At 41.1% G+C, this 23860-nt stretch carries 20 protein-coding genes; 7 read left to right on the forward strand and 13 right to left on the reverse strand.

Annotation, left to right across the window (positions count from 1 at the left end):
* The first annotated feature begins 30 nt into the window (after positions 1 to 30).
* Positions 31 to 486: a MarR family winged helix-turn-helix transcriptional regulator gene (locus ACLBWE_RS17915; RefSeq protein ID WP_017391609.1), complete on the forward strand. Its 456-nt coding sequence runs from the start codon at positions 31 to 33 to the stop codon at positions 484 to 486.
* A 109-nt stretch (positions 487 to 595) separates the two neighbouring features.
* Positions 596 to 1288, forward strand: a complete 693-nt coding sequence (locus tag ACLBWE_RS17920) for a GntR family transcriptional regulator (RefSeq protein WP_080632039.1) — start codon at positions 596 to 598, stop codon at positions 1286 to 1288.
* A gap of 43 nt (positions 1289 to 1331) precedes the next feature.
* On the opposite strand, the gene ACLBWE_RS17925 is transcribed toward ACLBWE_RS17920, so the two are convergent.
* Both ACLBWE_RS17925 and ACLBWE_RS17930 read right to left on the reverse strand, forming a co-directional pair.
* A complete protein-coding gene (locus ACLBWE_RS17925; protein WP_447604167.1) occupies positions 1332 to 2276 on the reverse strand; it encodes a PDR/VanB family oxidoreductase in 945 nt (314 codons plus the stop codon).
* 12 nt (positions 2277 to 2288) lie between these two features.
* Positions 2289 to 3365: an aromatic ring-hydroxylating dioxygenase subunit alpha gene (locus tag ACLBWE_RS17930; protein ID WP_348951622.1), complete on the reverse strand. Its 1077-nt coding sequence runs from the start codon at positions 3363 to 3365 to the stop codon at positions 2289 to 2291.
* Positions 3366 to 3881: 516 nt separating this feature from the next.
* Here ACLBWE_RS17930 and ACLBWE_RS17935 point away from each other — a divergent pair.
* The 3 genes from ACLBWE_RS17935 to ACLBWE_RS17945 all read left to right on the forward strand — a co-directional run bounded on the left by ACLBWE_RS17935 (position 3882) and on the right by ACLBWE_RS17945 (position 8992).
* On the forward strand, positions 3882 to 5228 hold the full coding sequence (locus tag ACLBWE_RS17935) for an MFS transporter (protein ID WP_447604168.1): 1347 nt from the start codon (positions 3882 to 3884) through the stop codon (positions 5226 to 5228).
* A gap of 32 nt (positions 5229 to 5260) precedes the next feature.
* Positions 5261 to 6541, forward strand: coding sequence for an OprD family outer membrane porin (locus ACLBWE_RS17940; RefSeq protein WP_447604169.1), 1281 nt, complete (start codon positions 5261 to 5263; stop codon positions 6539 to 6541).
* Between the two features lie 252 nt (positions 6542 to 6793).
* Positions 6794 to 8992 (forward strand): OsmC domain/YcaO domain-containing protein, encoded by a 2199-nt coding sequence (locus tag ACLBWE_RS17945; RefSeq protein ID WP_447604170.1) that lies wholly within the window; start codon positions 6794 to 6796, stop codon positions 8990 to 8992.
* A 65-nt stretch (positions 8993 to 9057) separates the two neighbouring features.
* On the opposite strand, the gene ACLBWE_RS17950 is transcribed toward ACLBWE_RS17945, so the two are convergent.
* The 4 genes from ACLBWE_RS17950 to ACLBWE_RS17965 all read right to left on the reverse strand — a co-directional run bounded on the left by ACLBWE_RS17950 (position 9058) and on the right by ACLBWE_RS17965 (position 14112).
* A complete protein-coding gene (locus ACLBWE_RS17950; protein ID WP_447604171.1) occupies positions 9058 to 10728 on the reverse strand; it encodes a GMC oxidoreductase in 1671 nt (556 codons plus the stop codon).
* A gap of 28 nt (positions 10729 to 10756) precedes the next feature.
* Positions 10757 to 11650: an alpha/beta hydrolase gene (locus tag ACLBWE_RS17955; RefSeq protein ID WP_447604172.1), complete on the reverse strand. Its 894-nt coding sequence runs from the start codon at positions 11648 to 11650 to the stop codon at positions 10757 to 10759.
* Positions 11651 to 11725: 75 nt separating this feature from the next.
* Positions 11726 to 12580 (reverse strand): SDR family NAD(P)-dependent oxidoreductase, encoded by an 855-nt coding sequence (locus tag ACLBWE_RS17960; protein ID WP_447604173.1) that lies wholly within the window; start codon positions 12578 to 12580, stop codon positions 11726 to 11728.
* 44 nt (positions 12581 to 12624) lie between these two features.
* Positions 12625 to 14112, reverse strand: a complete 1488-nt coding sequence (locus ACLBWE_RS17965; protein ID WP_447604174.1) for a flavin-containing monooxygenase — start codon at positions 14110 to 14112, stop codon at positions 12625 to 12627.
* A 136-nt stretch (positions 14113 to 14248) separates the two neighbouring features.
* Here ACLBWE_RS17965 and ACLBWE_RS17970 point away from each other — a divergent pair, with 136 nt between their 5' ends.
* Positions 14249 to 15262, forward strand: coding sequence for an AraC family transcriptional regulator (locus tag ACLBWE_RS17970; RefSeq protein ID WP_447604175.1), 1014 nt, complete (start codon positions 14249 to 14251; stop codon positions 15260 to 15262).
* A 49-nt stretch (positions 15263 to 15311) separates the two neighbouring features.
* On the opposite strand, the gene ttdB is transcribed toward ACLBWE_RS17970, so the two are convergent.
* The 3 genes from ttdB to ACLBWE_RS17985 are packed head-to-tail and all read right to left on the reverse strand — an operon-like array spanning position 15312 to position 18164.
* Entirely contained in the window at positions 15312 to 15920 is a 609-nt protein-coding gene (ttdB, locus tag ACLBWE_RS17975) for a L(+)-tartrate dehydratase subunit beta (RefSeq protein WP_000722967.1), read from the reverse strand.
* Positions 15917 to 16816: a L(+)-tartrate dehydratase subunit alpha gene (gene ttdA, locus ACLBWE_RS17980; protein ID WP_000356537.1), complete on the reverse strand. Its 900-nt coding sequence runs from the start codon at positions 16814 to 16816 to the stop codon at positions 15917 to 15919. The genes ttdB and ttdA overlap by 4 nt, the downstream gene beginning before the upstream one ends.
* A 49-nt stretch (positions 16817 to 16865) precedes the next feature.
* Positions 16866 to 18164 (reverse strand): MFS transporter, encoded by a 1299-nt coding sequence (locus ACLBWE_RS17985; protein ID WP_447604176.1) that lies wholly within the window; start codon positions 18162 to 18164, stop codon positions 16866 to 16868.
* Positions 18165 to 18401: 237 nt separating this feature from the next.
* On the opposite strand from ACLBWE_RS17985, the gene ACLBWE_RS17990 reads away from it, so the two are divergent.
* Positions 18402 to 19322: a LysR family transcriptional regulator gene (locus ACLBWE_RS17990; RefSeq protein WP_447604177.1), complete on the forward strand. Its 921-nt coding sequence runs from the start codon at positions 18402 to 18404 to the stop codon at positions 19320 to 19322.
* A gap of 58 nt (positions 19323 to 19380) precedes the next feature.
* Here the strand turns inward: ACLBWE_RS17990 and ACLBWE_RS17995 are convergent, their stop codons facing one another.
* The 4 genes from ACLBWE_RS17995 to ACLBWE_RS18010 all read right to left on the reverse strand — a co-directional run bounded on the left by ACLBWE_RS17995 (position 19381) and on the right by ACLBWE_RS18010 (position 23777).
* Entirely contained in the window at positions 19381 to 20259 is an 879-nt protein-coding gene (locus ACLBWE_RS17995) for a class I SAM-dependent methyltransferase (protein WP_447604178.1), read from the reverse strand.
* 113 nt (positions 20260 to 20372) lie between these two features.
* The gene (locus tag ACLBWE_RS18000) at positions 20373 to 21896 is read right to left on the reverse strand and encodes a flavin-containing monooxygenase (RefSeq protein ID WP_447604179.1); all 1524 of its coding nucleotides are present in this window, start codon (positions 21894 to 21896) and stop codon (positions 20373 to 20375) included.
* 22 nt (positions 21897 to 21918) lie between these two features.
* Positions 21919 to 22752 carry an SDR family NAD(P)-dependent oxidoreductase gene (locus ACLBWE_RS18005; RefSeq protein ID WP_017391595.1) on the reverse strand — a complete coding sequence of 278 codons (834 nt, stop codon included), beginning with the start codon at positions 22750 to 22752 and terminating at the stop codon, positions 21919 to 21921.
* A gap of 65 nt (positions 22753 to 22817) precedes the next feature.
* Complete coding sequence (locus tag ACLBWE_RS18010; RefSeq protein ID WP_127490961.1) at positions 22818 to 23777, reverse strand: metal-dependent hydrolase; 960 nt, start codon at positions 23775 to 23777, stop codon at positions 22818 to 22820.
* Positions 23778 to 23860 lie beyond the last annotated feature (83 nt).

Below are 23860 nucleotides of genomic sequence, written 5' to 3' on the forward strand. Positions count from 1 at the left end.
TACAGATTTTCTTATGATGAATGAAAGGTTATGGTACGTTCAAATTTAGTTCAAAAAAAAGTAGAAGATGAGCCTAAGTTAAGTTACATGATTGCTCGTGTTGACCGAATTATTAGTAAACATTTAACAGAACATTTAAAAGAGCTTGAGATTACCTTGCCGCAATTTACTGCGCTTTCTGTTTTAGCTTCAAAAAGTAATGTATCCAATGCCAAACTTGCTGAACGTTCTTTTATTAAGCCGCAATCTGCCAATAAAATTCTGCAAGATTTGCTGGTCAATGGCTGGATTGAAAAGAAACCTGACCCTACACATGGCCGCCGTATTTTAATTACCCTGACTGAAAGCGGTGTTGAAAAGCTAAATAAATGTAATGAAGTGGTTTTAAAAGTTGAAGAAAAAATGCTTGAAGGCATTGATATCAATCTGGCTTATTTAATTCGTAATAATCTCGATATCATGGTGAATAATCTTAAAAGCCTTTAAATAAATGAGTTTTTGGGGGCGAGCTAAATTCCCAAGCACTGATTCACACAGAAAATTTATTTCATTTTGCAAATGAAGTTGTTAGCATCAAAGTGACGTTTTTGACAATGTGTGGCAGCAAATGTCTTCAGGGCAACAAGTTTTACTTAAATTAAGAAAAATGATTATTTCAGGGGAACTTGAAGGTGGTGCCAGAATTGCTGAGATTCCCACTGCCGAGTTACTTGGTGTTTCGAGACAGCCTGTTCGTATTGCATTTCGGCTGCTCGAACAAGAAGGTCTTCTCATTAAGAACCCAACCCGTGGCTACACCGTCCGTGAAATTTCAGAACAACTGGTTCATGATGCGCTTGAAGTGCGGGGGGTACTTGAAGGATTGGCTGCGAAAACTTTGGCAGAACAAGGTTTAAGCGAAGAGCAGAAAAAGACCCTCCAACATTGCATTCAAGAAACTGAAAAACTCTTTAATGAAAAAGACGAGTTTGGCGATACCGAACTGGAACGTTACCATCATTTTAATGTCATTTTTCATGACACGATTATTGAGGGCGCGCAAAATGTAGCGCTCATACAAGCTTTAGCAAAAAACAATCAATTGCCGATGGCTTCTGCTCAAGCCATTACCTATGATGAGAAGCAAGCTTTGTCGGAATATCGTCGTTTGCACTATGCACATTTACAGCATTGTTCGATTTTCGATGCGTTGACACATCGTCAGGCAGGGCGTGCTGAAACTTTAATGCGTGAGCACAGTAGTGTAGTGATTTTAGGTGAAACGCTAAGAAATGTTCTTAGTGCTTAAGGTGAAATAAGTTCCTTTATTTTTGAATAAAGGAACTTAAGTATTAAAGCTCAATCACAAGATTTTTGGTTTTTGCACGAGAACAGCAGGGCGTAAACTGGTCGTTCAGCGCATGTTCATCTTCGGTCATAAACATATCGCGATGATCAGGCGTACCCTCTACAACGCGAGTAATACACGTTCCGCAAATGCCTTGTTCACACGAAACAGGAATATCAAAACCATTTGCAATTAATGCTTCAGTAGCAGTTTGCTCTGGCAATACTTCAATTCGGCGGCCCGTACCTTTAACTTCAATAGTAAAAGCTTCATCGTTAGACGTATCTACTTTTTGCGCGACAAAGTGCTCTTGATGTAATTGCTCGTTGTGCCAATTCGCTTGCTCGGCTGAGCTCATTACAAACTGCATAAACCCTGTAGGCCCACACACATATAAGTGTCTATCTGGTGAACTCTCACCTAAAACCTCTGCCATATTACATTCGGTGTCTGGCTGATCTTGAATGTGAAAATGAACTTGATCACCAAAGTGCTCGGTTAAATTGCCATAGAAGGCAATCATTTCATGACTACGAACAAAGTAGTGTAATTTGAAAGGAATATTGGCCGATTTAAGCCGATACGCCATCGATAAAATGGGGGTAATGCCAATACCGCCAGCAAATAAAACAGCCTGCTTTGTTTGAGGATGAATCTCAAATAAATTACGCGGTTCACCAATCTTTAAATAGTCTCCCTCACGATATTCAGTATGGATACAACGTGAGCCACCGCGTGAATTGGCATCATGTAAAACACCAATCACATAACGATGTTTTTCACTACAACAATTTGAAAGTGAATATTGACGGGTTAGGCCATTTTTAAGATGCACATCAATATGTGCACCAGCTTCAAAATTCGGCAGCTCTGTACCATTTGCTGCAATCAGTTCAAAGGCACGAATGGTCGGGGTGAGTTGGTGAATTTTTTGAATAATAACGTCCATGTTCATGCTCCTTTAAATAATCCGAATGTTTGGAAACATCTGTGCGGATGTTTCAGGAGGCATTTTATTTTCTTCAGCAAGGAGTCGGTCAATCACCTTACGAGACTGTACACCGCCTGCGTCAATGTTGAGCATCAGTAACTTGCGATGTGGATTGTTTAAAATATTTTGCTGTTGTTGCTCAAGCATTTCTAAATCTTCAGTAAAGATTTTGCCTTGGCCTTCACGAATTTGATCGGTGAGTTCAGTATTGTTTGGCTGGAAGTTGCGTGCCATTCCCCAGAAATACCAATGTGAGGTTTCAGTTTCTGGAGTAATAAAGTCCACGACAATTGACGAAACTTTTTTGTCATTTGGTGCGTGATAACCGCCATGTCCAGCATGTGCCACACCGACTTCAATATGCACATTACTTGGGGCAAAGAAGTGGCAACGTTGCCAACGGTCAACTGGTACATCATGTGCTAAGTGGTTACCACGAAGGGCCATTTGCCAAAATGGAGGTGCGATCACATTTTCCATATAGCGTTCGGTAATCACATGATCACCGTCAACTTTAGTGACTGGCAATGATTCATCAATTTCTTTTTGTCCGATGCTGCTTGAGTGAACATAAGTCTCGTGGGTTAAATCCATCAGGTTATCGACCATCAAGCGATAGTCACACTGGATGTGGAACAGACCTCCGCCATAGCGCCATTCAGGATGATCTGCCCATTCTAAAGTTGGCAGTTTTGCTTCATCTGCTAATGCCTTTTCGCCTGGCCATATCCAAATAAAGCCGAATTTTTCAACAACTGAATATGCTTTGTTGCAAGGGAAACCATTTACGCGTTGGGCTGGCATTGAAACAGTCTTTCCGTCACAGCCCATGACTAAACCATGATAACCACATACAAGGTTGCCATCTTCTACATAGCCAAGTGAAAGTGGGGCACCGCGATGGGGACAAAAATCTTCAACGGCTGCAACTTGGTTTTCTTTACCACGGTAAAAAACGATTTTTTCACCACAGATGGTGCGACCTAGCGGTTTGTCTTGGATTTCTTCTGGGCGGCAGGCAACATACCATGCATTTTTAATAAACATTGTGACGACTCCTTATCACTTATTGGATCCAATTTATAATAAATAAAAATAATGGTCAATTGATAAACAGCATATTTCTTAAAAAATATTGTTCGTTAGAGTTGGTTAATTTGTATATTTTTAATTACTATCAAAGGCTTTTGTATTTCTTTTGAGTTTTAGAGGTGGAATCTTTTATGGTTTTAATTTGGATCCAAAATATTCCAATCCTAAGCTGAAGTTGGATCGTTTTTCGAATAGCCGATTTGAAAATGGGTAAATAATTTATGGATCCATATTTTTATTTTAAACATTTGTTAATAAATTATAGATATATTTTTCAATGTATTGTTGGTTGTTAAATTAAATTTTAAAATATTGTTGATTTTTTGGATCCAAATATTCAGTATAGAAAAAGAGCAGGATGCTCAAAAAACAAATATTCCTCTAGGTCATTATGGATACGGATGTGCATAACCACCCAATCGCTCATATCAGCAATGTCGTGTGTATGTCTTATCCAAGGGAGATACACAAATGGAAAGAGACGTTCTAAGTGAGATCAATCAAAACAACATGAGCCGCTACCAATGGTTCGTCATTTTGATCTGTATTTGTCTCAATATTATTGATGGCTTTGACGTGATGGTGATGGCATTTACCGCTCCATCTGTTTCGGCAGAATGGTCACTTTCAGGCGCACAAATTGGCTTGTTGCTTAGCTCAGGTCTTTTTGGAATGGCTGCCGGTTCCATTTTTCTTGCACCTTTAGCCGATAAAATTGGTCGTCGTTTACTCATCTTAGTTTGTCTTGTGATCGCAGGTCTTAGCATGTTGGGCTGTGCTTTTGTACAAAGCCACGGCATGTTAGCAGCACTTCGGTTTATTACCGGAATTGGGGTGGGTGGCATCCTTGCGAGTAGTAATGTACTGGCAAGTGAATATGCCAATGCTCGCTGGCGCAGTCTCGCAGTTAGCTTAATGTCTACAGGTTATGGAATTGGCGCGACACTGGGCGGGGTACTATCACTAGCATTGATTGAACATTTAGGCTGGCGTTCAATCTTTTTAGCAGGTGGAATCACCACCATTGCAATGTTGCTGATCAGCGCATGGTTATTGCCTGAATCTTTAGATTACTTACTCGCGAAACGACCAAAACAGGCACTAGAACGAATTAATATAACTGTAAACCGCATGGGGCTTAACGAACTATCAGTTATGCCGCGCTATGAAAAAATGAGTACGCAAAATGGCAGTGAACTCAGCAAATTATTTGCAGGGCAACTGGGATTTCAAACACTTTGCCTTTGGTTTGCATTCTTTTTAGTGATGTTTGGCTTTTACTTTGTCATGAGCTGGACACCAAAAATTCTTATTTCAATGGGAATGTCACCAGAGCAAGGGGTAAGTACCGGTATTTTAATTAGTATTGGCGGTATTTTCGGTGCAGCCATTATTGGTTTACTCGCATCACGCATAAAAATTTTCTATGCCTTAAGCCTATTTTTAGGACTAACGTCTGCTTGTGTTTTTCTATTTGTCGCAGTCTCCGCTCAAGTCAGTGTCGCACTCATGGTGGGGTTATTACTCGGCACACTTATTAATGGCTGTGTGGCAGGTCTATATTCTATTTCTCCAACAATTTATGACGCTGAAATCCGTAGTCGTGGCGTGGGTTATGCCATTGGTTTTGGCCGTATTGGGGCAATTTTATCGCCAACGATTGCAGGTATTTTTTTGGATAAAGGTATTGCACCAGCAACGCTTTATGCTTATTACGGTGTGGTCTTTATTTTGGCTATTTTCCTGATTTTAAGTCTGGGTAGTGCTTTTTACCGAAGTAAAAAAGAACAAAACTATTCTCTTAAAACAGCGCCTTAAACCATTAAAAATTAAATAGTTGAGATAAAAAAATGAAAAAGACACCATTGTGGGTGGGGGTATGCTTGTGCCCGTTATTTAGTCAAGTTGTACATGCTGAGTTTATTGCAGACAGTAAGGCTGAGCTGACAATGCGTAATTTTTACTTTGACCGAGACTATAAAAAAGACCCATATCCCTATACAGCTGCCAGAGATTGGGCGCAGGGTCTAATTTTTAAAGGGCAGTCTGGTTATACCGAAGGAACAGTTGGATTCGGTGTTGATGTACTGGCAATGGCAGGCTTTAACCTAATGGGAAGTCGCGCTGATGACTATGCACGTAGTGGCTTATTACCCGTCAATACTGATAACTCGCGTGACGATTATTATGGAAAAATTGGTATTACAGGGAAGGCTAAATTTAGAAAAAATGAGCTTTTTGTGGGGGATCTGGTTCCGCAATTACCAACCATATTTTCATCGCCAGCGCGCTTGTTTCCACAGACTTATCGCGGTATTCGCTTTGTTTCAAATGAAATTCCAAATCTTCAACTCGAAGGGTTTTATGTCGATGAAGTGCGTCAACGTGATTCAATCCGCTTTACCGATGTTGGAACGGACAATATCAACCGTCGTTTTGACAAGGCGGCAACCACTGATTCTTTTTACACCTTAGGAGGAAGTTATCAGTTAAAGGACTACCGTTTACGCGCTTACCATGCTGAACTCAAAGAAATTTATCAGCAACAATTTTTGGGTTTTAACGGAAAACAGCCTTTAAATGACCAGCTTAATTTTTTAAGTGACGTGCGTTTTTTTAATAGTGAAGAAACTGGAAGCAAAAAAATAGGAGAGGTCGATAACCGCCATATAAGTGGTTTATTTGGTTTGAACTATCAAAATCATACGGTTTCTTTGGGCTATATGCAGTCGTTTGGCTCGACAGGTCTGCCATTTTTGTCGGGAACTGAGAGTCCAGTCGTGCTTGATTTTATGAGTTCGGATTATTCAAATAAAGACGAAAAAGTCTATTCGATTCGTTACGAATATGATTTTAAAAATGCACGATTAGGGGATGTTCCATTAAATGGACTGCGCTTTATGACTCGCTATGCAAAAGGGGAAGATATTGATTTGCTGCAATATGGCGATCAGCGTTTTAAAGAAGAGTCGATGGAATTTGATTTAGGCTATAAAATCCCTGAAGGGAGATTAAAAGGCCTAGGCATGCGAGCTCGTTTTTCTCACTATCGCAACGATATGCCAAGCAATATGACATTTCACTCGGCAAATGAAACACGGTTGAATGTTGATTACACCTTTAAATTTTAATGCTCAATATTTAAGTAAATTAAAGACAAGTTAAAACATTGTAAGCATCAATGTTTTAACTTTAGTTATCAACTTCACAAAATCACTCTATAATACCGCCAATCTTATTAAAGCCAATTGAGTCGTTCATTAAACACATGGCTTTAATCTTTCATTTTTTTAAGTCAATTTCTTCGCTGTGATTCGGCTTATATTTCAATATTTAGAATTTTATGTGTCTGTGCTGACACATAAAAATATTTAGGTGCCAGCATGGAAATCAAGGTTAATTATCTCGACAATCTTCGACAGGAAGCTAAGTTCGATGACTTTACGGTAATTGCCGATCAACCAATTCGCTACAAGGGTGATGGTTCGGCACCGGGCCCATTTGACTATTTTTTAGCATCTTCCGCATTGTGTGCAGCGTACTTTGTAAAAGTGTATTGTGCAGCCCGAGATATCCCAACCGATAATATTCGTTTATCACAAAATAATATTGTTGATCCTGAAAACCGCTACAAGCAAACGTTTAAAATTCAGATTGAATTACCAGCCGATATTTCAGAGAAAGATCGCCAAGGGATTTTACGTTCAATCGACCGTTGTACTGTTAAAAAAGTCATTCAAACTGGTCCTGAGTTTATTATTGAAGAAGTTGAAAGCATTGATGCGGATGCGCAAGCATTGTTATTGCCAAGCTTAACTTCAGAAAGCCATACCTATATTCAAGGTAAAGACCTGCCATTAGAAGAAACCATTGCCAATATGTCTGCCATTTTGGCAAATTTGGGCATGAAGATTGAAATCGCGTCTTGGCGTAACATTGTTCCAAATGTATGGTCGTTACACATTCGCGATGCACAGTCTCCGATGTGTTTTACCAATGGTAAAGGTGCAACTAAAGAAAGTGCTTTAGCATCTGCATTAGGCGAGTTTATTGAGCGCCTTAACTGTAACTTCTTCTATAACGATCAGTTCTGGGGTGAAGAGATTGCCAATGCTGAATTTGTGCATTATCCAGATGAAAAGTGGTTTAAACCGGGTCCGAATGGTGAATTGCCTAAAGAAATCTTAGATGAATACTGTCTTGAGATTTACAACCCAGATGATGAATTACTCGGTACGCATTTATATGACACCAATTCAGGCAACGTAGAGCGTGGCATTTGTTCGCTACCTTTCGTGCGTCAGTCTGACGATGAAGTTGTATATTTCCCATCAAATTTAATTGAAAACTTGTACCTAAGTAATGGTATGAGTGCAGGTAATACTTTGGCGGAAGCCCAAGTTCAATGCTTGTCAGAAATTTTTGAACGTGCCGTTAAACGTGAAATTTTAGAAGGTGAAATTGCACTTCCAGATGTTCCTGAAGAAGTATTAGCAAAATACCCAAGTATCGTTGCTGGTATTAAAGGCTTAGAAGAGCAAGGCTTCCCTGTATTAGTTAAAGATGCATCATTAGGTGGTCAGTTCCCTGTAATGTGTGTGACTTTAATGAACCCGCGTACGGGTGGTGTTTTTGCATCGTTTGGTGCACATCCAAGTTTTGAAGTTGCGTTAGAGCGTAGTTTGACTGAGCTGCTTCAAGGTCGTAGTTTTGAAGGCTTAAATGATTTACCACAACCGACTTTCCAAAGTAATGCGGTGACTGAACCGAATAACTTTGTTGAGCATTTTATTGACTCAAGCGGTTTGGTATCTTGGCGTTTCTTTAGTTCTAAATCTGACTATGACTTTGTTGAGTGGGATTTTTCTGGAGAAGGCGAAGAGTCGAATGCAGACGAAGCTGCAACATTGTTCGGTATTCTCGAAGAGATGGGCAAAGAAGTTTATATGGCAGTATATGAGCACCTAGGTGCGACCGCTTGCCGTATTTTAGTGCCGGATTATTCAGAAATTTATCTCGTTGAAGATTTGATTTGGGACAATACCAATAAAGCACTTTCATTCCGTGAAGATATTTTAAATCTGCATCGTTTGGATGATGAACAACTTGAAGCATTGGTTGAACGCTTAGAAGAATGTGAGTTAGACGATTACACTGAAATCACCACGCTCATTGGCATTGAATTTGATGACAATACAGTTTGGGGACAGCTCACGATTTTAGAGTTGAAATTGTTGATTTACGTTGCTTTGCAGCAATTTGAAGAGGCAAAAGAGTTAGTCGAAACTTACTTGCAATATAACACCAACACTGTTGAGCGTGGCTTGTTTTATCAGTGCATGAACGTGGTGCTTGAAGTGATGTTGGATGAAGAACTTGAGCTTGAAGATTACCTTACTAATTTCCGCCGTATGTTTGGTGACACACGAATGGAGGCAGTATTAGGTTCTGTAGAGGGTAGCGTTCGTTTCTACGGTTTAACGCCGACTAGCATGAAACTAGAAGGACTTGATCGACATTTACGTCTTATCGATAGCTATAAAAAATTACATGCAGCTCGCGCTAAAGCAGTAGCTTCGTAATTTAAAAAGCGAAATAAAAAAAGCCTATTTAAAAAATAGGCTTTTTTATAAAACAAATTTCTATGTTAAGCAGAAGCTTTGATGATCTCTACGGTTTCTGCATCTGCTCTATGATCTTGTTGCTCATCTAAAGTATGTTTAGCCGGAATATAAGACATTGCACGTTCTGCTAGAGCTGTAATGGTGAGACTTGGGTTGACGCCCAAATTGGCACCTAACATTGAACCATCTACAACATATAAGTTTTTATAGTTAAAAACGTGATTTTGTCCATCCACCACGCCAAGTTCTGGGCTTGAGGAAATTGCACAGCCGCCCATACAGTGTGCGGTAAAAGGCACGTTAAATAAAATTTCGGTAATGGTTGTCATAGGGTGGCCATTAAACATTTTGGCAACTTTTTCGGTAAAGGTATTGGCCTGTGGAATATAAACCGGTAGCTTTTTACCTTCGCTAGATAAAACCTTGCCAAAAGGCCAAAACCAGTTACGCTTCAAGCGCATGTTAATTGAGGCATCGGCAGTTTGCATCACCAAGAAAATCAAGGTTTGACGTGCAAAACCAACCGGATTGCTCATGCGTAGAAAAATAAATGGATGGCAGATTAACGCCCATAACCAAAAGAAGATACGTGTCCAACCCGGTTTTCCTTTTGCCATGTAAGTACACATGAGACCCATTGCATCGGAACCGTTTTGGTAGCGAGTTGCCTCAATATGAGTGTCATGGTCGATGTAAATACTTGAACCAATGGCAACACCTTTGCTCATGTCGACATCTTTACCAAAGAAACGAACCCCTAAAATAGATTCGGCATTGGTACGAACTCGATTACCCAAGTCATCGGAAATATTTGGCAGTGAACCAGACTGCTTTAAGCGGAACAACATCTCTTGAGTACCCAAAGAAGATGCCGAGAAAATCACGTTGCGTACTCGCCATGTACGACGCTGTTTATTAAACCATGAGGTCGAGCATTCAGTGGTTACTTCATAGCCATCACTGCCATCTGCTTTACCATTGAGTGGTTTAACATCAACAACTTTGGTTTCTTCATAAACCTTGGCACCATTTTTTTCGGCAAAGTACAAATAGTTTTTATCCAAAGTGTTTTTTGCGTTGTGTTTACAACCTGTCATACAACCGCCACATGCGGTACATGTCGCACGGTCTGGACCTTCACCGTTAAAATATGGGTCAGGGTAGGTTTTGCCGCCTTGTTCACCTTCGGGTGGGAAGAAAGTCGCAACACGAGTCGGTTTAAATGTGTGACCCACGCCGATAGCTTCACCCATTTGTTTGAGCATATGGTCAGCTGGACCAAAAATTTTATTATCCGTCACCCCAAGCATGCGTTCTGCTTCTGCATAGTGCTGGGGCATTTCATTTTTCCAGTCCGCAGCATCTGCCCATGTGCCTTCGTCCCAAATATGTTCAGGTGGAACGAGTAGGGTATTGGCATAGGTAATTGAACCTCCACCTACGGCATTCCCGCAAATAATGGTGACATGGCGAAAAAAGCGCATATTGAAATAGCCGAAAAGCTTCATGCCCGGACGCCAAATCCAACGGCGGGAATTCCAGTTATTTTTCGCAAAATCCTCGGCTTTCCAACGACGCCCCATTTCCATTACAGCAACTGAGTAACCTTTTTCGGTTAGACGGCAAGCAGAAACACTACCACCAAAGCCTGAACCAATAATGAGATAATCATAGTCATAATTGTTTGTTGTCATGCCGAGGCTCCTCTCTGGCGATTATTTTTTATATTGACTGTGTATGCTTATCAATGAATTGCCCAATGCGCTCAATTGAGTCATTAGATTCTTTTAGTATACCCGTGTGGAACTGAAAAACATGTCCGACTTGGTCATAAATCCTAAAGTTCGTCGGAATGCCGTATTTTCCAGCTTGTTCAGCAAGACGTTTTGCATCATCTAATAAAACTTCTTCGGTACCGACATGAATCAAAATAGGCGGTAGTCCAGTTAAGTCAGCATAGAGTGGAGAACAGGTTGGATCGGTTACTGATTTTTGCGCGCAATAGTTTTTTGCACACCAAGCTAACCAGTTTTCAGAGAGCATCGCATCTTGAGCAGCATGGGTTTTCATCGTGCTTCCAGAGAGGCTTAAGTCAACCCAAGGTGAAAGTAAAACCAATGCTGCTGGTAACGGTAAATCTGCATTTCGTATTGCAATTGCAGTACTTAAACTCAGGCCACCGCCAGCAGAATCACCCGCAATCACGAGTTTTTTCGGGTCTTGTCCTTGGGCAAGTAAAGCTTTGTAGATAGCAACGACATCTTCAATAGCAGCAGGACTTGTGTGCTCGGGAGCTAGGCGATATTCAGGTAGCCAGACTTGTGCCTGAGCTGCATGTCCGATTCGAGCCGCAAGCTTAGTGTGACTTTTTGAACTGCCAACAACATAGCCACCGCCATGTAAATACAAGATACCCAGCCCTGACTTAGTCGTTTTGGGCTGAATATGAACTGTCGGCACTTGAGCAATTATTTGCTTTTTTGTTTTATAACCACGTGGCCCAAGCACAATGACACTGGCTGCATCACTACAAAAACGTTGTAGCTTTAGTGGGGTTTTGGGGGATAAAGCTGGACGTAGCGTGGTACGGATGGTCCATGCAAGAAGCTGCTTCATAATAAGAACTCATACTAGAGCTTGTCATTTATCGATCAGCATCTCTTAAAATTAAGAGTATGCTGACCACTATTTTTATTTTGCTGATTTGTTGAGTAGGCGAGTTTGCAACGCGGTTGCTGTTGCAAAAATCTTTTGGTAACCCTGTGGAAGAATACGCTGAATTACATCAACGACTTTTGCATCGGCTCCAATCAGTAAGCGGCGACGGTTTTTACGAACAGCCTCTAAAATTTGTTGAGCAGCTTCGTCAGCAGGGGTACGAAGTAATTTATCGAAAGCATCCTGACTTTTAATAGGGTCCATTCCCAAAGATTGGACGCTATTATTCATACGGGCAGCTTTGGCAATATTGGTACGAATACCTCCCGGATGAACACAGGTTGCACTCACTCCAGCATTTTGTAGGTCGAGTTCTTGGCGCAGCGATTCAGTAAAGCCACGAACAGCAAATTTACTGGCGTTATAGGCACTTTGGGTTGGTTGAGCTGTTAAACCAAACATGCTGGAAATATTAATAATATGTCCATCACCACTTTGCTTTAAGTAAGGTAAAAATTCTTTAGTGCCATAAACTACGCCCCAAAAATTAATACCAATAAGCCATTCAAGATCTTCATAGCTCACACCTTCAGCCGTGCTACCTATTGCGACACCAGCATTATTAAAGATCAAATTAACTTGGCCATGCTCATTTACAACAGCTTTTGCCCAATCTGCAATTTCAGTACGCTTAGCCACATCGACTTTTTGAGTGGTCACTTTAACTGGGTAGGCTGATAACTGCTCGACAGTTTTGGCTAAGCCGGCTTCACTGATATCGGAAAGTGCCAGATGGCAGCCTTGTTTTGCGAGTGCAATGGCAATTGCTTGTCCAATACCAGAACCCGCACCTGTCACAGCTGCAACTTTATTTTTAAAAGACTTCATAATATTCTCCGTTTATTTTTCTCATTTCCTATGGTGAAGCTTGTTTAAGAAATAGCCGAAACCTGAGTGTAGTTTTCCACATCAAAGCGACGAGTGCGTTGACGATACTCAAGGGTAAAACCTGGCCAGTTATTGGTATTCTTACCATCAGCAGTTTGATACCAACTGGTACAACCTTGTGCCCATACGGTTTTCTTCATTTTTTCTTGAATACTTTGATTAAACTCATGTTGAACTTCTGCACGAACATTGGTGAACAGAAGTTTGTTTTGTATGGTTGTTTGAATGGCATCTAAAATGTAGTTCACTTGGCTTTCAATCATATACACAATTGAGTTATGCCCAAGATTGGTGTTTGGACCATAGAGCATAAAGAAGTTTGGAAAGCCGCTCACAGTTAAGCCAAGGTATGCTTCTGCACCATCTTTCCATGTGTCTTTTAAGGTGCGACCATCAAGACCTGTAATCTGCATTGGCGCCATAAATTCAGTTGCAGCAAAACCAGTACCATAAATAATGGTATCAACTTCGCGCAGATTTCCGTCCGTATCTAAAATTCCATTTTCAGTAATTTCTTGAATGCCCGTATGAATAACATTTACATGGGGTTGAGTGAGCGTTTCATACCAATGGTTGGAAATCAAAATACGCTTACAGCCAATTGGGTAGTCCGGCATTAAACGGTGACGTAATTTGGAGTCTTTAACCACTTTACGAATATGGCGCTGGAATAAATATTCCACTAAAGGCATTTCATTCAGCGAAGTGGTGAAAGCCAGCAGACGAATTTCGTGATGTCCATATTGTAAGGCACGATCTAGACTTTGCAAAATCGGTAATTTGCGGAATGCTTTTTTCTCTAAAGGTTGATAAATCCGATCTGGCTTCGGAATGACGTAAGGTGCCGAACGTTGATAAACATCAAGATGAGCAACCTCCTTAGCAATTTCGGGAACAAACTGAATGGCACTTGCACCTGTACCAATTACAGCAACACGTTTTCCATTTAAATCGTAGTCATGATCCCAACGCGCGGAGTGAAAAGCCTTACCTTTAAAGTTTTCAATGCCTTTGAGTTTCGGATAGGCTGGGCGATTGAGCTGGCCCACAGCACCTATTAAAAATTCAGCTTCAAAATGCTCACCGGTTGTACTTTGAATGTGCCATACACCTTGTAATGCATCGAATTCGGCACTGGCAATTTCGGTATTAAATTGAACATGTGGGCGAATGTCATATTTATCGGCGCAATGGCGTAAATATTGATAAATCTCTTGAGATGTGCCGTAACGGTTTTTCCAACCCAGCTCTTGCTCAAAAGAAAAAGAATACAGATGAGAAGGTACATCGCAAGCAGCACCCGGATAAGTATTGTCGCGCCAGACACCACCGACATCAGTGGCTTTTTCATACAGTGTAAATTGTTCAAAACCGGCTTGTTTGAGACGAATCGCAAGACCCAAACCACCAAAACCAGTGCCTATAATGGCGATGCGTACATTTTTATTTGAATTAGCTGACGAATTAAACATAGGCTGCTCTAAAATCCTTAAAAACAGTGGGCGAAAGAATCGCAATTTCCTGTATGCAGAATAGTCGTTTATTTGCTTGATTTAGAGGATGGATGAGGACAAAATATTGTGATTCGAGGACATTCTGAGCAATACAGTGAAGTATGCATGGGCTTTTGAACGCAGTGTACATAGTGTTCGATTAATGGCTGATTTTGCGGTGGAATCAGGCATTTCTTATCAGACCATTTTAGAAGAGACTGGAATCAGTCAACAGCAATTGCTTGACCCTAATATGGTGGTGACAGGTCAGCAAGAATTGCAGGTTATTCATAACTTGGTTGAGCAGCTTGGAGACAGGCCGACATTAGGCTTAGATGTAGGTACACGCTATCACTTTACAACATTTGGGCCTTTAGGCATGGCCCTCATGAGTAGTGCCAGCATTCGTGAAGCACTTGATTTAGCTTTAACCTATTTTTCACTTACTTTTGCCTTTACCCGATTTCTAGTTTCAGATACAGATGAAGGTATTCGGATTGAGATTGAAGATGAGGGCGTACCACCTTCAGTTCGCCAGTTTATTCTTGAACGGGACGCCGCGGCGCTCATTACGGTGCAACGGGACTTGGTACAAGATAATTTTTGTCAATATATGGCTTTCACTTTCCAGGCTAAAGCTGAGGTACAACCCTATATCGATTTGTTTGGAATTCTGCCGGAGTTTGGGGCGGCTAAGAACTTTGTTTTACTCGATCCACACAAAGTAGATCAAAAACTACAAATGGCCAATGACCTGATTTTACATACGGCTGAAGAACAATGTAGGCAAATTCTAGATAGACGCCAAACACAAAAGAAATTTATTAATTTAGTGCAGCAGCAGTTAATGATGGTACGAGGGGAAATGCCATCTATGGACATGGTTGCCGATCGTTTGCACTTAAACGCGCGTACCTTACGTCGTCATTTGGCTCAAGAAGGTATGACCTTTATTCAAATTCGTGAAGAAGTCAGACAGGTTCTAGCAGAACAATATCTGACTTTACCGAAAGCCTCTATTGAGCAAATTGCCGAATGGTTGGGATATGCCGAACCTGCCAGTTTTATTCATGCTTATAAAAGATGGCATGGTAAGACACCGCATGCAGTGCGTTTAGCACAAAAATAAAAAAAAGATGAAGGGTGCTTTTGCTTTCCCTTCATCTATGAGGATTGGTTTATTTAATAAAGCTCAGTTGTTTGCTGATTTTTTCTAAAATGGGAGCTTTCTTGGCCTGAAATTCAACTTTGTTTTGTTGAATCAGATTATTGCCTTTGGTATCAATAGAAATAATGAGCGGGCCAAATTCTCTCACACGGTTAATCCAAAGGGTTTCTGGCATACCTAAATCCTGCCATTCAGCGCCTTCAATCTCTTCAACCAATGTTGCTGCGAGCACTGCGCAACCACCTGGAAAAATAGCATGAACCGCAATATTTTCCTGACATCCAGCAGCTGTTTCTGGACCCATACCGCCTTTACCCACAATAAGCTTAACGCCAGTTTGCTTGATAAATTCCCGTTCGAATTTTTCCATCCGCATACTGGTTGTTGGACCAATCGAAACCATCTCGAAGTCGTTTTCACCTTTTTTGCGCACAATAGGGCCAGCATGAAAAATCGCTCCACCTTCAAGATTAACTGGTAGTTCTCGACCTTGTTCGATCAGTCTGCGATGGGCAACGTCACGACAAGTTACCAAACGGCCAGTCAAATAAACTACATCACCGACTTTAAGATCTAAAAGGTCTTCATCTTTAATAGGAGTTGTCAGAATTTTTTTCATAGTACAACCCCTTCGTGAGATAAGATTTCATACGACATATCTGGGTTAATCTTAATTTTGCCACGGCGATGTGCCCAGCAACCTGTATTTACGGCAACTCCAATTGTTGATGGGTGGCGTGCAGAAGATTCAATATTGACTCCCATCACACTGTTATTACCTGTGAGTCCTTGAGGACCAATACCAATTTCGTTAAGACCTTGTTCTAACAATTGCTCCATCAAGGCAGCGCGTGGGTTTTCACTTGTTGAGTCAACTGGGCGCATAATAGCGAGTTTAGAAAGACGAGCCGCGGTTTCAACCGAAGTTGATACGCCCACACCAACCAGTAACGGCGGACAAGCATTTACACCGCGTTCGGTAATAACATCCATTACAAATTCAGCAACGCCTTCGTAGCCTTGACCGGGCATTAAAACTTTTGCCGCACCCGGTAGGGTACAACCGCCACCTGCCATATAGACATCAATGGTACAAGTGTCGAGTTCAGGCACAATACGCCAGTCTAACCATGGAATTTGAGTGCCTGTATTGGTGCCCGTATTTTTTTCATCGAAGGTTTCGACAGCATTGTGACGTAAAGGACCTATGCGAGTTGCTTCAGCAGTTGCTTCGCTCAAAATATCTTGAAGTTCACCAAGCAAAGGGAAGTTCGCACCTGCTTCAACGAAATATTGAATGACACCCGTGTCTTGGCAGCTTGGGCGGTTGAGTTTATCCGCAGCTTGCTGATTTTCTTCCATCGAGTCATAAACTGATTTAGCCAATGGATTGGTTTCTAAAGTACGAAGTTCAATTAACTTACTTTTCACATCTTTGGGTAGGCGTTTTCCAATGTAAGCCGTAAATTTGGCCATGGTGTCCGTAAGGGACTGGACGGCAATATCTTTGTCCATGTTGTGCTCCTTGAAGAAACTTGTTCAGATCTAATTGATGTAAATAGGGTTATTGGGTTGCTTTGGCTGTGTTTATTTTCACTTTTTGGGAGAAGCTCAGCACTAGTGTCAGTAAGGTCGAGATAATGAGTAGTCCGGCAACAAAATAAAGTCCACCTGTGAAGTCTCCAGTTTGATCTTTAATCCAGCCGATCATGGCAGGGCCCGCAAACCCACCTAAATTTCCAATTGAGTTAATAGTGGCAATGCCTGCTGCTGCGGCTGATCCTGACAAGAACATGGTTGGCATACTCCATAGTGGTGGCTTAGCACAGCTAATACCGACATTCACAATGGTAAGTGCTGCAATTAATCCAATGACATTATGTGTGCCTGCTGCAATTGCGAGACCGACCGCTGCGGTTAAGCACGCGAGAGCAACATGCCATGTACGTTCATTGGTGCGGTCAGAGTGTCGAGACCATAAAACCATGGCAATGACAGAAACAATTGGTGGAATGGCATTTAAAAGCCCGACAGTCATAGACGTTACGCCAAGCTGTTTAATAATTTGTGGTGCCCAGATACCGAGGGTATAAAGCCCAGCCGACGTTCCGAAATAAATCAATGCAAGGGCAAGTACTCGTGGGTTGGCAAGGCCGCGAAGAATGCTGTGATGTTCAGGAGCATTTTTCCCTACATCTTCTTCCTTCATGGTTTTTACAAGCCATTCGCGTTCATCCTGTTTTAACCAAGTGGCTTGTTCAGGGCGGTCAGTCATATATTTAAAAACGACAACGCCTAAGATGAGTGCGGGTATTGCTTCAATAATGAACATCCATTGCCAGCCAGCGAGACCCCCAATTCCGTGCATTTCAAGTAATGCGGCAGAGATTGGTGAACCAACCGCGGTGGCAATTGGGGCGGCTGCCATAAATAAAGCAATCACCCCAGCACGATGTCGTGCAGGAAACCAGTAAGTTAAGTACAAAATAATGCCCGGAAAGAAACCAGCTTCGGCAACACCGAGTAAAAATCGCATAACGTAAAAACTGGTTGAGCTTTCTACAAATGCCATGCCAGCTGCAATCAGACCCCAAGTCACCATGACTCGAGCAATCCAGATACGGGCACCGACTTTATGCAAAATAATGTTGGATGGGACTTCAAATAAGAAATAGCCCAAAAAGAAAATTCCGGCACCAAATCCGAGAACTGAGGCAGTAAAGCCTAGATCTTCTTTCATGGTGAGGGCGGCAAAACCAATATTGACGCGGTCGATATAGGCTACAAGGTATAGCAACATAATAAACGGTACGATTCTCCACGTGATTCGACGTAACGTTCGCTTTTCAATATCCATTTCCATGTCATGACTCCATATTCATGACTACCAATCCTGATTGGTAGTTTCCGCTTTCTTTACCGCTATTTATTCGGCTAGATGGCTTTTCCCGTTCATCCACAGCATTCCTTCTGCGGACGTTTTTATGCTCTTAAATAAGAGGCGACTTATGTCGGGAAACAATGAAATGGATGTTAAACCCTTTAAAAAACTGATGAATCGATATAAAGTTAAATCACTATTGCAAAAAACTTAACAATCATGAATGCAGATACGGAATTAGCTTTCTTTTGTTTATTGGTCAAACAAGGAAGTCTTGTCGCGACAGCACGAGAGTTAAACTTGACTCCACCTGCGGTTTCCAGACGTTTAAATCAACTTGAAGAGCGTTTAGGAGTACGGCTTTTAAATAGAACAACACGCCGAATTAGTTTAACCAGTGAAGGTGAGGTCTACTTTGAAAATGCGGTTCGTATTTTAAAAGAGATTGATGAAATGGAGCGTTTGGTTTCAAGTAGTCGGGCAGCACCCAAAGGGGTATTGCGTGTGAATGCTCCTTTAGGCTTTGGTCGTTCTTATATTGCTCCAGCGATTTCTACATTTGCCAAAATCTATTCTGATGTCGATGTCCAACTACATTTAACTGATCGCCCGATTACTCTGCCAGATGAAGCGATTGATGTATCAATCCGATTTGGCGAAATACCCGATTCACGTCTAATTGCAAAAAAACTGGCAGCCAACCGCCGTTTGTTATGCGCATCACCTAGCTATTTAAAAACGGCAGGGCAACCGCTCACTCCCCATGATTTAACGCAGCATCAGTGTATTGTGATTCGGCAAAATGATTCTGCTTATGGTAATTGGCGGTTAAGTCATGGCAAACAAGTTGAAACCGTTAAAGTTCATGGGCAATTGAGTACGAATGATGGGGCAGTCGCATTAAATTGGGCTTTAGAAGGCTACGGTATTTTGATGCGAGCAGAGTGGGACGTAGCAAAATATTTAAGAAGTGGCAGATTGGTTCAAGTGCTAGCGGACTATGAAACACCACCCGCAGATGTCTATGCGGTGTATTTAGAGAGATTAAATCTGTCACCTAAAGTCGCGCACTTTTTAGATCATTTACGCCAATTTTTAAATCAGCATGTCGATGGGCCAGAGCCGCGTTCAAGCTGGTAATGATGGCATTAACCTTGATTAAAAAAAGCCAACTTAAAGTTTAAGTTGGCTTTCAACATTAGTTTTTATTTAAACGCAAATGCAATAACCGTGTCGCCGAGGTATGGCGAATTTCATCGATACGCCCATTAAAATAACGTTCAGTAATGGCTTCACCTGACAAATCTTCAACGACCTCAAACCCCATCTGCTCCACGGCATGATGTAAATCAGTCGGTTTAAATTGACCTAATAATGGTTCTTTGAGCAAATGGGTAAACTGGGCAACACCCATGCTACCAATGCGTTCGATACCAGTTAATTCCTGAAAATCGGTCGAATAGTCGAGTACCACCTCACTACTGTTTGCTGCAAATTCAGCAATACTTTTTAAGGTCTGCAAGGTCGTTTGCGGGTTTAAGTAGTGAGTTGTGCCTAACCACGAAAAAAATGCAGGAGCAGATGAATCATAGACACTTCTGGTCAGAGCTTCCGAAATAGACTCTTTTTCAAAATTAATTGCGACAAACTCAACTGTAGCAGGAATATTTCCTAGCTTTTTTAGCTTGGCTTGTTTGGCCGCTTGAGTATCAGGATGATCAACTTCAAAGATTTTTAAAGTTGGGTAATGTTGAGACTCACGTAGTACAAATGAATCTAGACCTGCACCAACTAAAACATATTGTTGAGTGTTTTGTTGAACTGCCTGATCAAGTAAATCTTCGGCATAACGAGAGCGTCCGACCACTTGCCCGGTAAGTAAACCTAAAGTGCGGTTTAAAACTGCAGAATTCATTAATTTAACAAGAAGTGGGCTTGATAGAAGTTTTTTCCAGCTTCTACTGGTCAGCTCAAAAGCATAAGGGTCTGAAAATACAGGGCTGACCGTATTTTTAAAGTGATTTGCACGTAATGCAGCGGCGGCTTCGGCGGTACGACTTGATTGACCTTCTTTCATCTTTATCCTGTTTTTTTATTTCTTGAAGATATTCAACGAAGAAGGCAGTGTATTTCATGAAAACCTAAAATACACTGCCTATTTCTTACAACGGATTTGATCAAAATTACAAATTAATGAGTTTTTGTCGTTTGATATGTCACTTCATAATCTTTCAAATCGACGTTTTTCAAACGTTGTTTCAGCTTTTTCAATGACCATGGCCATGCAGCGAAGTTACGGCCGTTGGCATCAAGGTAGTAACTCTTACAACCACCACTATTAAATACAGTTGTTTTTAAGTGTTTTTGCACCAGATCATTATGCTTTTTAATAATTTCGGGCTTAACGTTGAACTTGCTAATACCCTTGTTCTTAATTTTCAATAAGCCATCTACAATATAGTCTAGCTGAGCCTCAGCTAAGCCAATAAAAGAGTCATAAACCAAGACATTCGGTCCTAAAATTAAAAATGCATTCGGCACATTTTCAATGTTGGTACCTAAATAAGCCTCAGGTGAACTATCTTTCCATAAATCTTGTAAACATTGACCTTTTTCATTATGAACACGTTTACCAATTGGCGGATGAGATACCTCAAAACCAGTGCCCCAAATAATTACATCAACTTCATGGCGTTCACCGTTGGCAGCAATAACAGTATTGCCTTCAACTTTCACTAAACCATGAGGAATAAGGTTGGTATTTGGTGCTTGTAGTGCAGGGTAGTAATTATTAGCAAACAAAATACGTTTACAACCAATATCAAAGTTTGGCGTTACATTTTTACGTAGCACAGGGTCATTAATCTGCAATTTAAGTAATTGCTTACCTAGTACATTTACCGGTTTAAGTGCAAGCGGGTTACGTAAACCAAAGTTAATTGCATTCAGAGTTAACGCTACACTTTTACGCCAGCTTGCTTGAATAGATGGATACTTAGCAATCACTGATTTACTAAATTCGCCCAAGTCCGTGTCTGGTTTTGGTAGTACCCAAGGCGCTGTACGTTGGAACACAAAAAGCTCTTTCGCTTTTGGTTGAATTTGGGGCACAAACTGAATGGCAGATGCACCTGTACCAATCACGGCAATGCGTTTACCTGTCAAATCATAATCATGGTTCCATTTAGCTGAATGGAACATTTCGCCTTTAAACGTATCTAAACCTTCAAGACGTGGAATTTGTGCTTCGGTAATTGGACCCGTAGCGAAAATAACAGTTTTAGATAAATACTGACCAGTAGTGGTATCAAGTACCCACACATGGCGTGAGTCATCCCATGCGGCGTTCAGCAATTCGTTGTTAAATTCGATTTTAGATGAGACATTAAACTCATTACTCACATCTTCCAGATAACTTAAAATTTCTGGTTGTCGAGCAAATAAATGGCTCCACTTTGCACTTGGTGCAAACGAGTAAGAATAAAGTGCAGATGGCACATCACAGCCACAGCCCGGATAGGTGTTTTCACGCCATGTTCCACCAACACGGCCAGCTTTTTCAATAATTTTATAATTGGTATAGCCAACTTGATCTAGGCGAATGGCAGTAGCTATACCTGAAATGCCGGCACCTACAATAAAGGTGTCGAAAATGTGGTTGGGTGAATTGACAGCTTTTTTTGCTGATGCATTTGTTTTCATTTGAGCAGTCATATGCGTACTACCTATAAATTTCTTATTTAAATAATTTGTAAGACGTGCCAAGGAACTTGTTATACAAGTTTGGTGATGCACGTTTCATGAGCCAGAATAACTTCGCATCGATTTGAGGAATGGTGTAAAGCTCATTCTGATCAAGGCGGTTCAGTGTTAATTTGGCTACACTATCACTTGTGGTGAGGGCATAATTCATGAGTGCATGGTCTGCAAGCTTTGAATATCGCCCTGGAATCCGACCATTTTTGATGATATTGGTTGGAACCAAAGTGGGGCAGAGTACATTGACTTTAATATTGAACTTATGCAGCTCGGCAGAAAGAGTTTCTGACAGTGCACGTACACCAGCTTTAGTCACGTTATAGGCGGTCATTTCTGGTGCAGCCGTATACGATGCAGCGGAAGCAACGTTAATAATCGCACCATAACCCAACTTTTTAAATTTTGGGACGAAAGCATGACAACCGTGAATAACACCCCAAAGGTTGATATTCATGACCCAATTCCAGTCTTCGAGCGTCATTTCATCGAATTTTCCGCCTAAACCTACACCTGCATTATTAATCACAAGGGTGACAGGGTGCCCAAGTAAGATCTCAGCAGTTTCTGCTAGATCTGTAACCTGTTCTGAGTTACCGACATCGCAACGTATAGCGAAAGCTTTCGCGCCTTGTTGTTCAAGAATTTTTACGGTTTCTTCAGCAGCTTCGAGATTAATGTCTGCACAAACCACACTGCCACCACGTTTTGCCAGTTCAATTGCAAAACTTCGACCAATCCCACTGCCTGCACCTGTCACCACTGCATAAGCTTTTTGGCTTGGTTTAACTTTCTTTTTGCCAAATAAAATCATGATTCATCCATAAATAACTTGAAGAGATGCCAGCTATCTGTTTGATAGCTGGAAATGCAGGACGATTAAGACATGCGTACTGGTGGGGTAAATTCTTTAACAAAGTAAGGAGCAATTGCACCGCCTTCGTTCAGCAATTTCTTTTTGTAGTACTCAAGATATTCAGTCGTATCATGGTCATTTGGGTGAAAATCTGGACGTAAATAGTCAAGAATTTGACCAATTGTACTTCCGAAAACGCCATCTTTCGGGCCAAAGATTAAACCTACACCACGACGGGCATCTTTCCAGAATTTTAAGGTGAACATCTCTTGCGGTTTTCTTAAAACAGGGACAAATAAGGTCGTCGCAGGAATAAGCCCTAAAATGGTAATTAAAGCAAGGACGAAACCAGACGCTCGTAATGGGTAGCTGCCATTTAAGATTTGGTAGACATCATAGGCAATATCTTTATGCTCAGATTCTTCAAGCATATGCCACATCCATAAAGCACGGCTCTTCGCATCATCTGAATAATAGAAGTTTTTTTCATGCTTCATCATGTATTCAGCAAGTACTGCGGTAAAATGCTCAATACCCGCCATCATCGATAATTTGAGTGGCTGCGGAAACTTTAAAAACACATATTTAAAGAAGTTCGAGCCAAGGAAACGATAGAGGGCAACAGGATATTCAGCATCTTGAAGTGCATCGTTATATTCATTGTGCAATTTTGAGTGAATTGCTTCTTGGCCAATGAGCGAAGTCACTCGCTGTTTTAAGATAGGGTCTTTAATAAAGTCACGGTGATGGCGAGCGGTTTCGATCACAAGATCTTCACCATAAGTTAAAAAAACTGAAAGTGTGGCAAAAAACAAGGTGGCAAATTGATTGTCCATATAGAATCTGACATCAATTTCCTTACCATCAAAACCAATATTTAAATGACGGATTGGAATAGTGCTTTTACTAGCAAAATCCGGCAACTCAATTTCACGTTGAAATTTAAGTTTGTTAAATGATTTTTTTACTGTGGTCGAGATCATAGCGACACCTTGAGACAAATCAGTAGTAGTGCATTTTGATGAAAATCAATAAACTTAATGTTCAACAAGGCACTGTAAATTCC

The sequence above is a fragment of the Acinetobacter sp. M5A5_2a genome, from assembly GCF_053345265.1.

What these genes read in the sequence shown, in the direction of transcription:
- ACLBWE_RS17950 (WP_447604171.1), bottom strand. Translation starts at nt 10,728, where the DNA reads ATGACAACAAACAATTATGACTATGATTATCTCATTATTGGTTCAGGC.
- ACLBWE_RS17960 (WP_447604173.1), bottom strand. Translation starts at nt 12,580, where the DNA reads ATGAAGTCTTTTAAAAATAAAGTTGCAGCTGTGACAGGTGCGGGTTCT.
- ACLBWE_RS17965 (WP_447604174.1), bottom strand. Translation starts at nt 14,112, where the DNA reads ATGTTTAATTCGTCAGCTAATTCAAATAAAAATGTACGCATCGCCATT.
- ACLBWE_RS17940 (WP_447604169.1), top strand. Translation starts at nt 5,261, where the DNA reads ATGAAAAAGACACCATTGTGGGTGGGGGTATGCTTGTGCCCGTTATTT.
- ttdB (WP_000722967.1), bottom strand. Translation starts at nt 15,920, where the DNA reads ATGAAAAAAATTCTGACAACTCCTATTAAAGATGAAGACCTTTTAGAT.
- ACLBWE_RS17930 (WP_348951622.1), bottom strand. Translation starts at nt 3,365, where the DNA reads ATGTTTATTAAAAATGCATGGTATGTTGCCTGCCGCCCAGAAGAAATC.
- ttdA (WP_000356537.1), bottom strand. Translation starts at nt 16,816, where the DNA reads ATGGACAAAGATATTGCCGTCCAGTCCCTTACGGACACCATGGCCAAA.
- ACLBWE_RS17915 (WP_017391609.1), top strand. Translation starts at nt 31, where the DNA reads ATGGTACGTTCAAATTTAGTTCAAAAAAAAGTAGAAGATGAGCCTAAG.
- ACLBWE_RS18005 (WP_017391595.1), bottom strand. Translation starts at nt 22,752, where the DNA reads ATGATTTTATTTGGCAAAAAGAAAGTTAAACCAAGCCAAAAAGCTTAT.
- ACLBWE_RS17955 (WP_447604172.1), bottom strand. Translation starts at nt 11,650, where the DNA reads ATGAAGCAGCTTCTTGCATGGACCATCCGTACCACGCTACGTCCAGCT.
- ACLBWE_RS17945 (WP_447604170.1), top strand. Translation starts at nt 6,794, where the DNA reads ATGGAAATCAAGGTTAATTATCTCGACAATCTTCGACAGGAAGCTAAG.
- ACLBWE_RS17995 (WP_447604178.1), bottom strand. Translation starts at nt 20,259, where the DNA reads ATGAAAGAAGGTCAATCAAGTCGTACCGCCGAAGCCGCCGCTGCATTA.
- ACLBWE_RS18010 (WP_127490961.1), bottom strand. Translation starts at nt 23,777, where the DNA reads ATGATCTCGACCACAGTAAAAAAATCATTTAACAAACTTAAATTTCAA.
- ACLBWE_RS18000 (WP_447604179.1), bottom strand. Translation starts at nt 21,896, where the DNA reads ATGACTGCTCAAATGAAAACAAATGCATCAGCAAAAAAAGCTGTCAAT.
- ACLBWE_RS17985 (WP_447604176.1), bottom strand. Translation starts at nt 18,164, where the DNA reads ATGGAAATGGATATTGAAAAGCGAACGTTACGTCGAATCACGTGGAGA.
- ACLBWE_RS17935 (WP_447604168.1), top strand. Translation starts at nt 3,882, where the DNA reads ATGGAAAGAGACGTTCTAAGTGAGATCAATCAAAACAACATGAGCCGC.
- ACLBWE_RS17925 (WP_447604167.1), bottom strand. Translation starts at nt 2,276, where the DNA reads ATGGACGTTATTATTCAAAAAATTCACCAACTCACCCCGACCATTCGT.
- ACLBWE_RS17990 (WP_447604177.1), top strand. Translation starts at nt 18,402, where the DNA reads ATGAATGCAGATACGGAATTAGCTTTCTTTTGTTTATTGGTCAAACAA.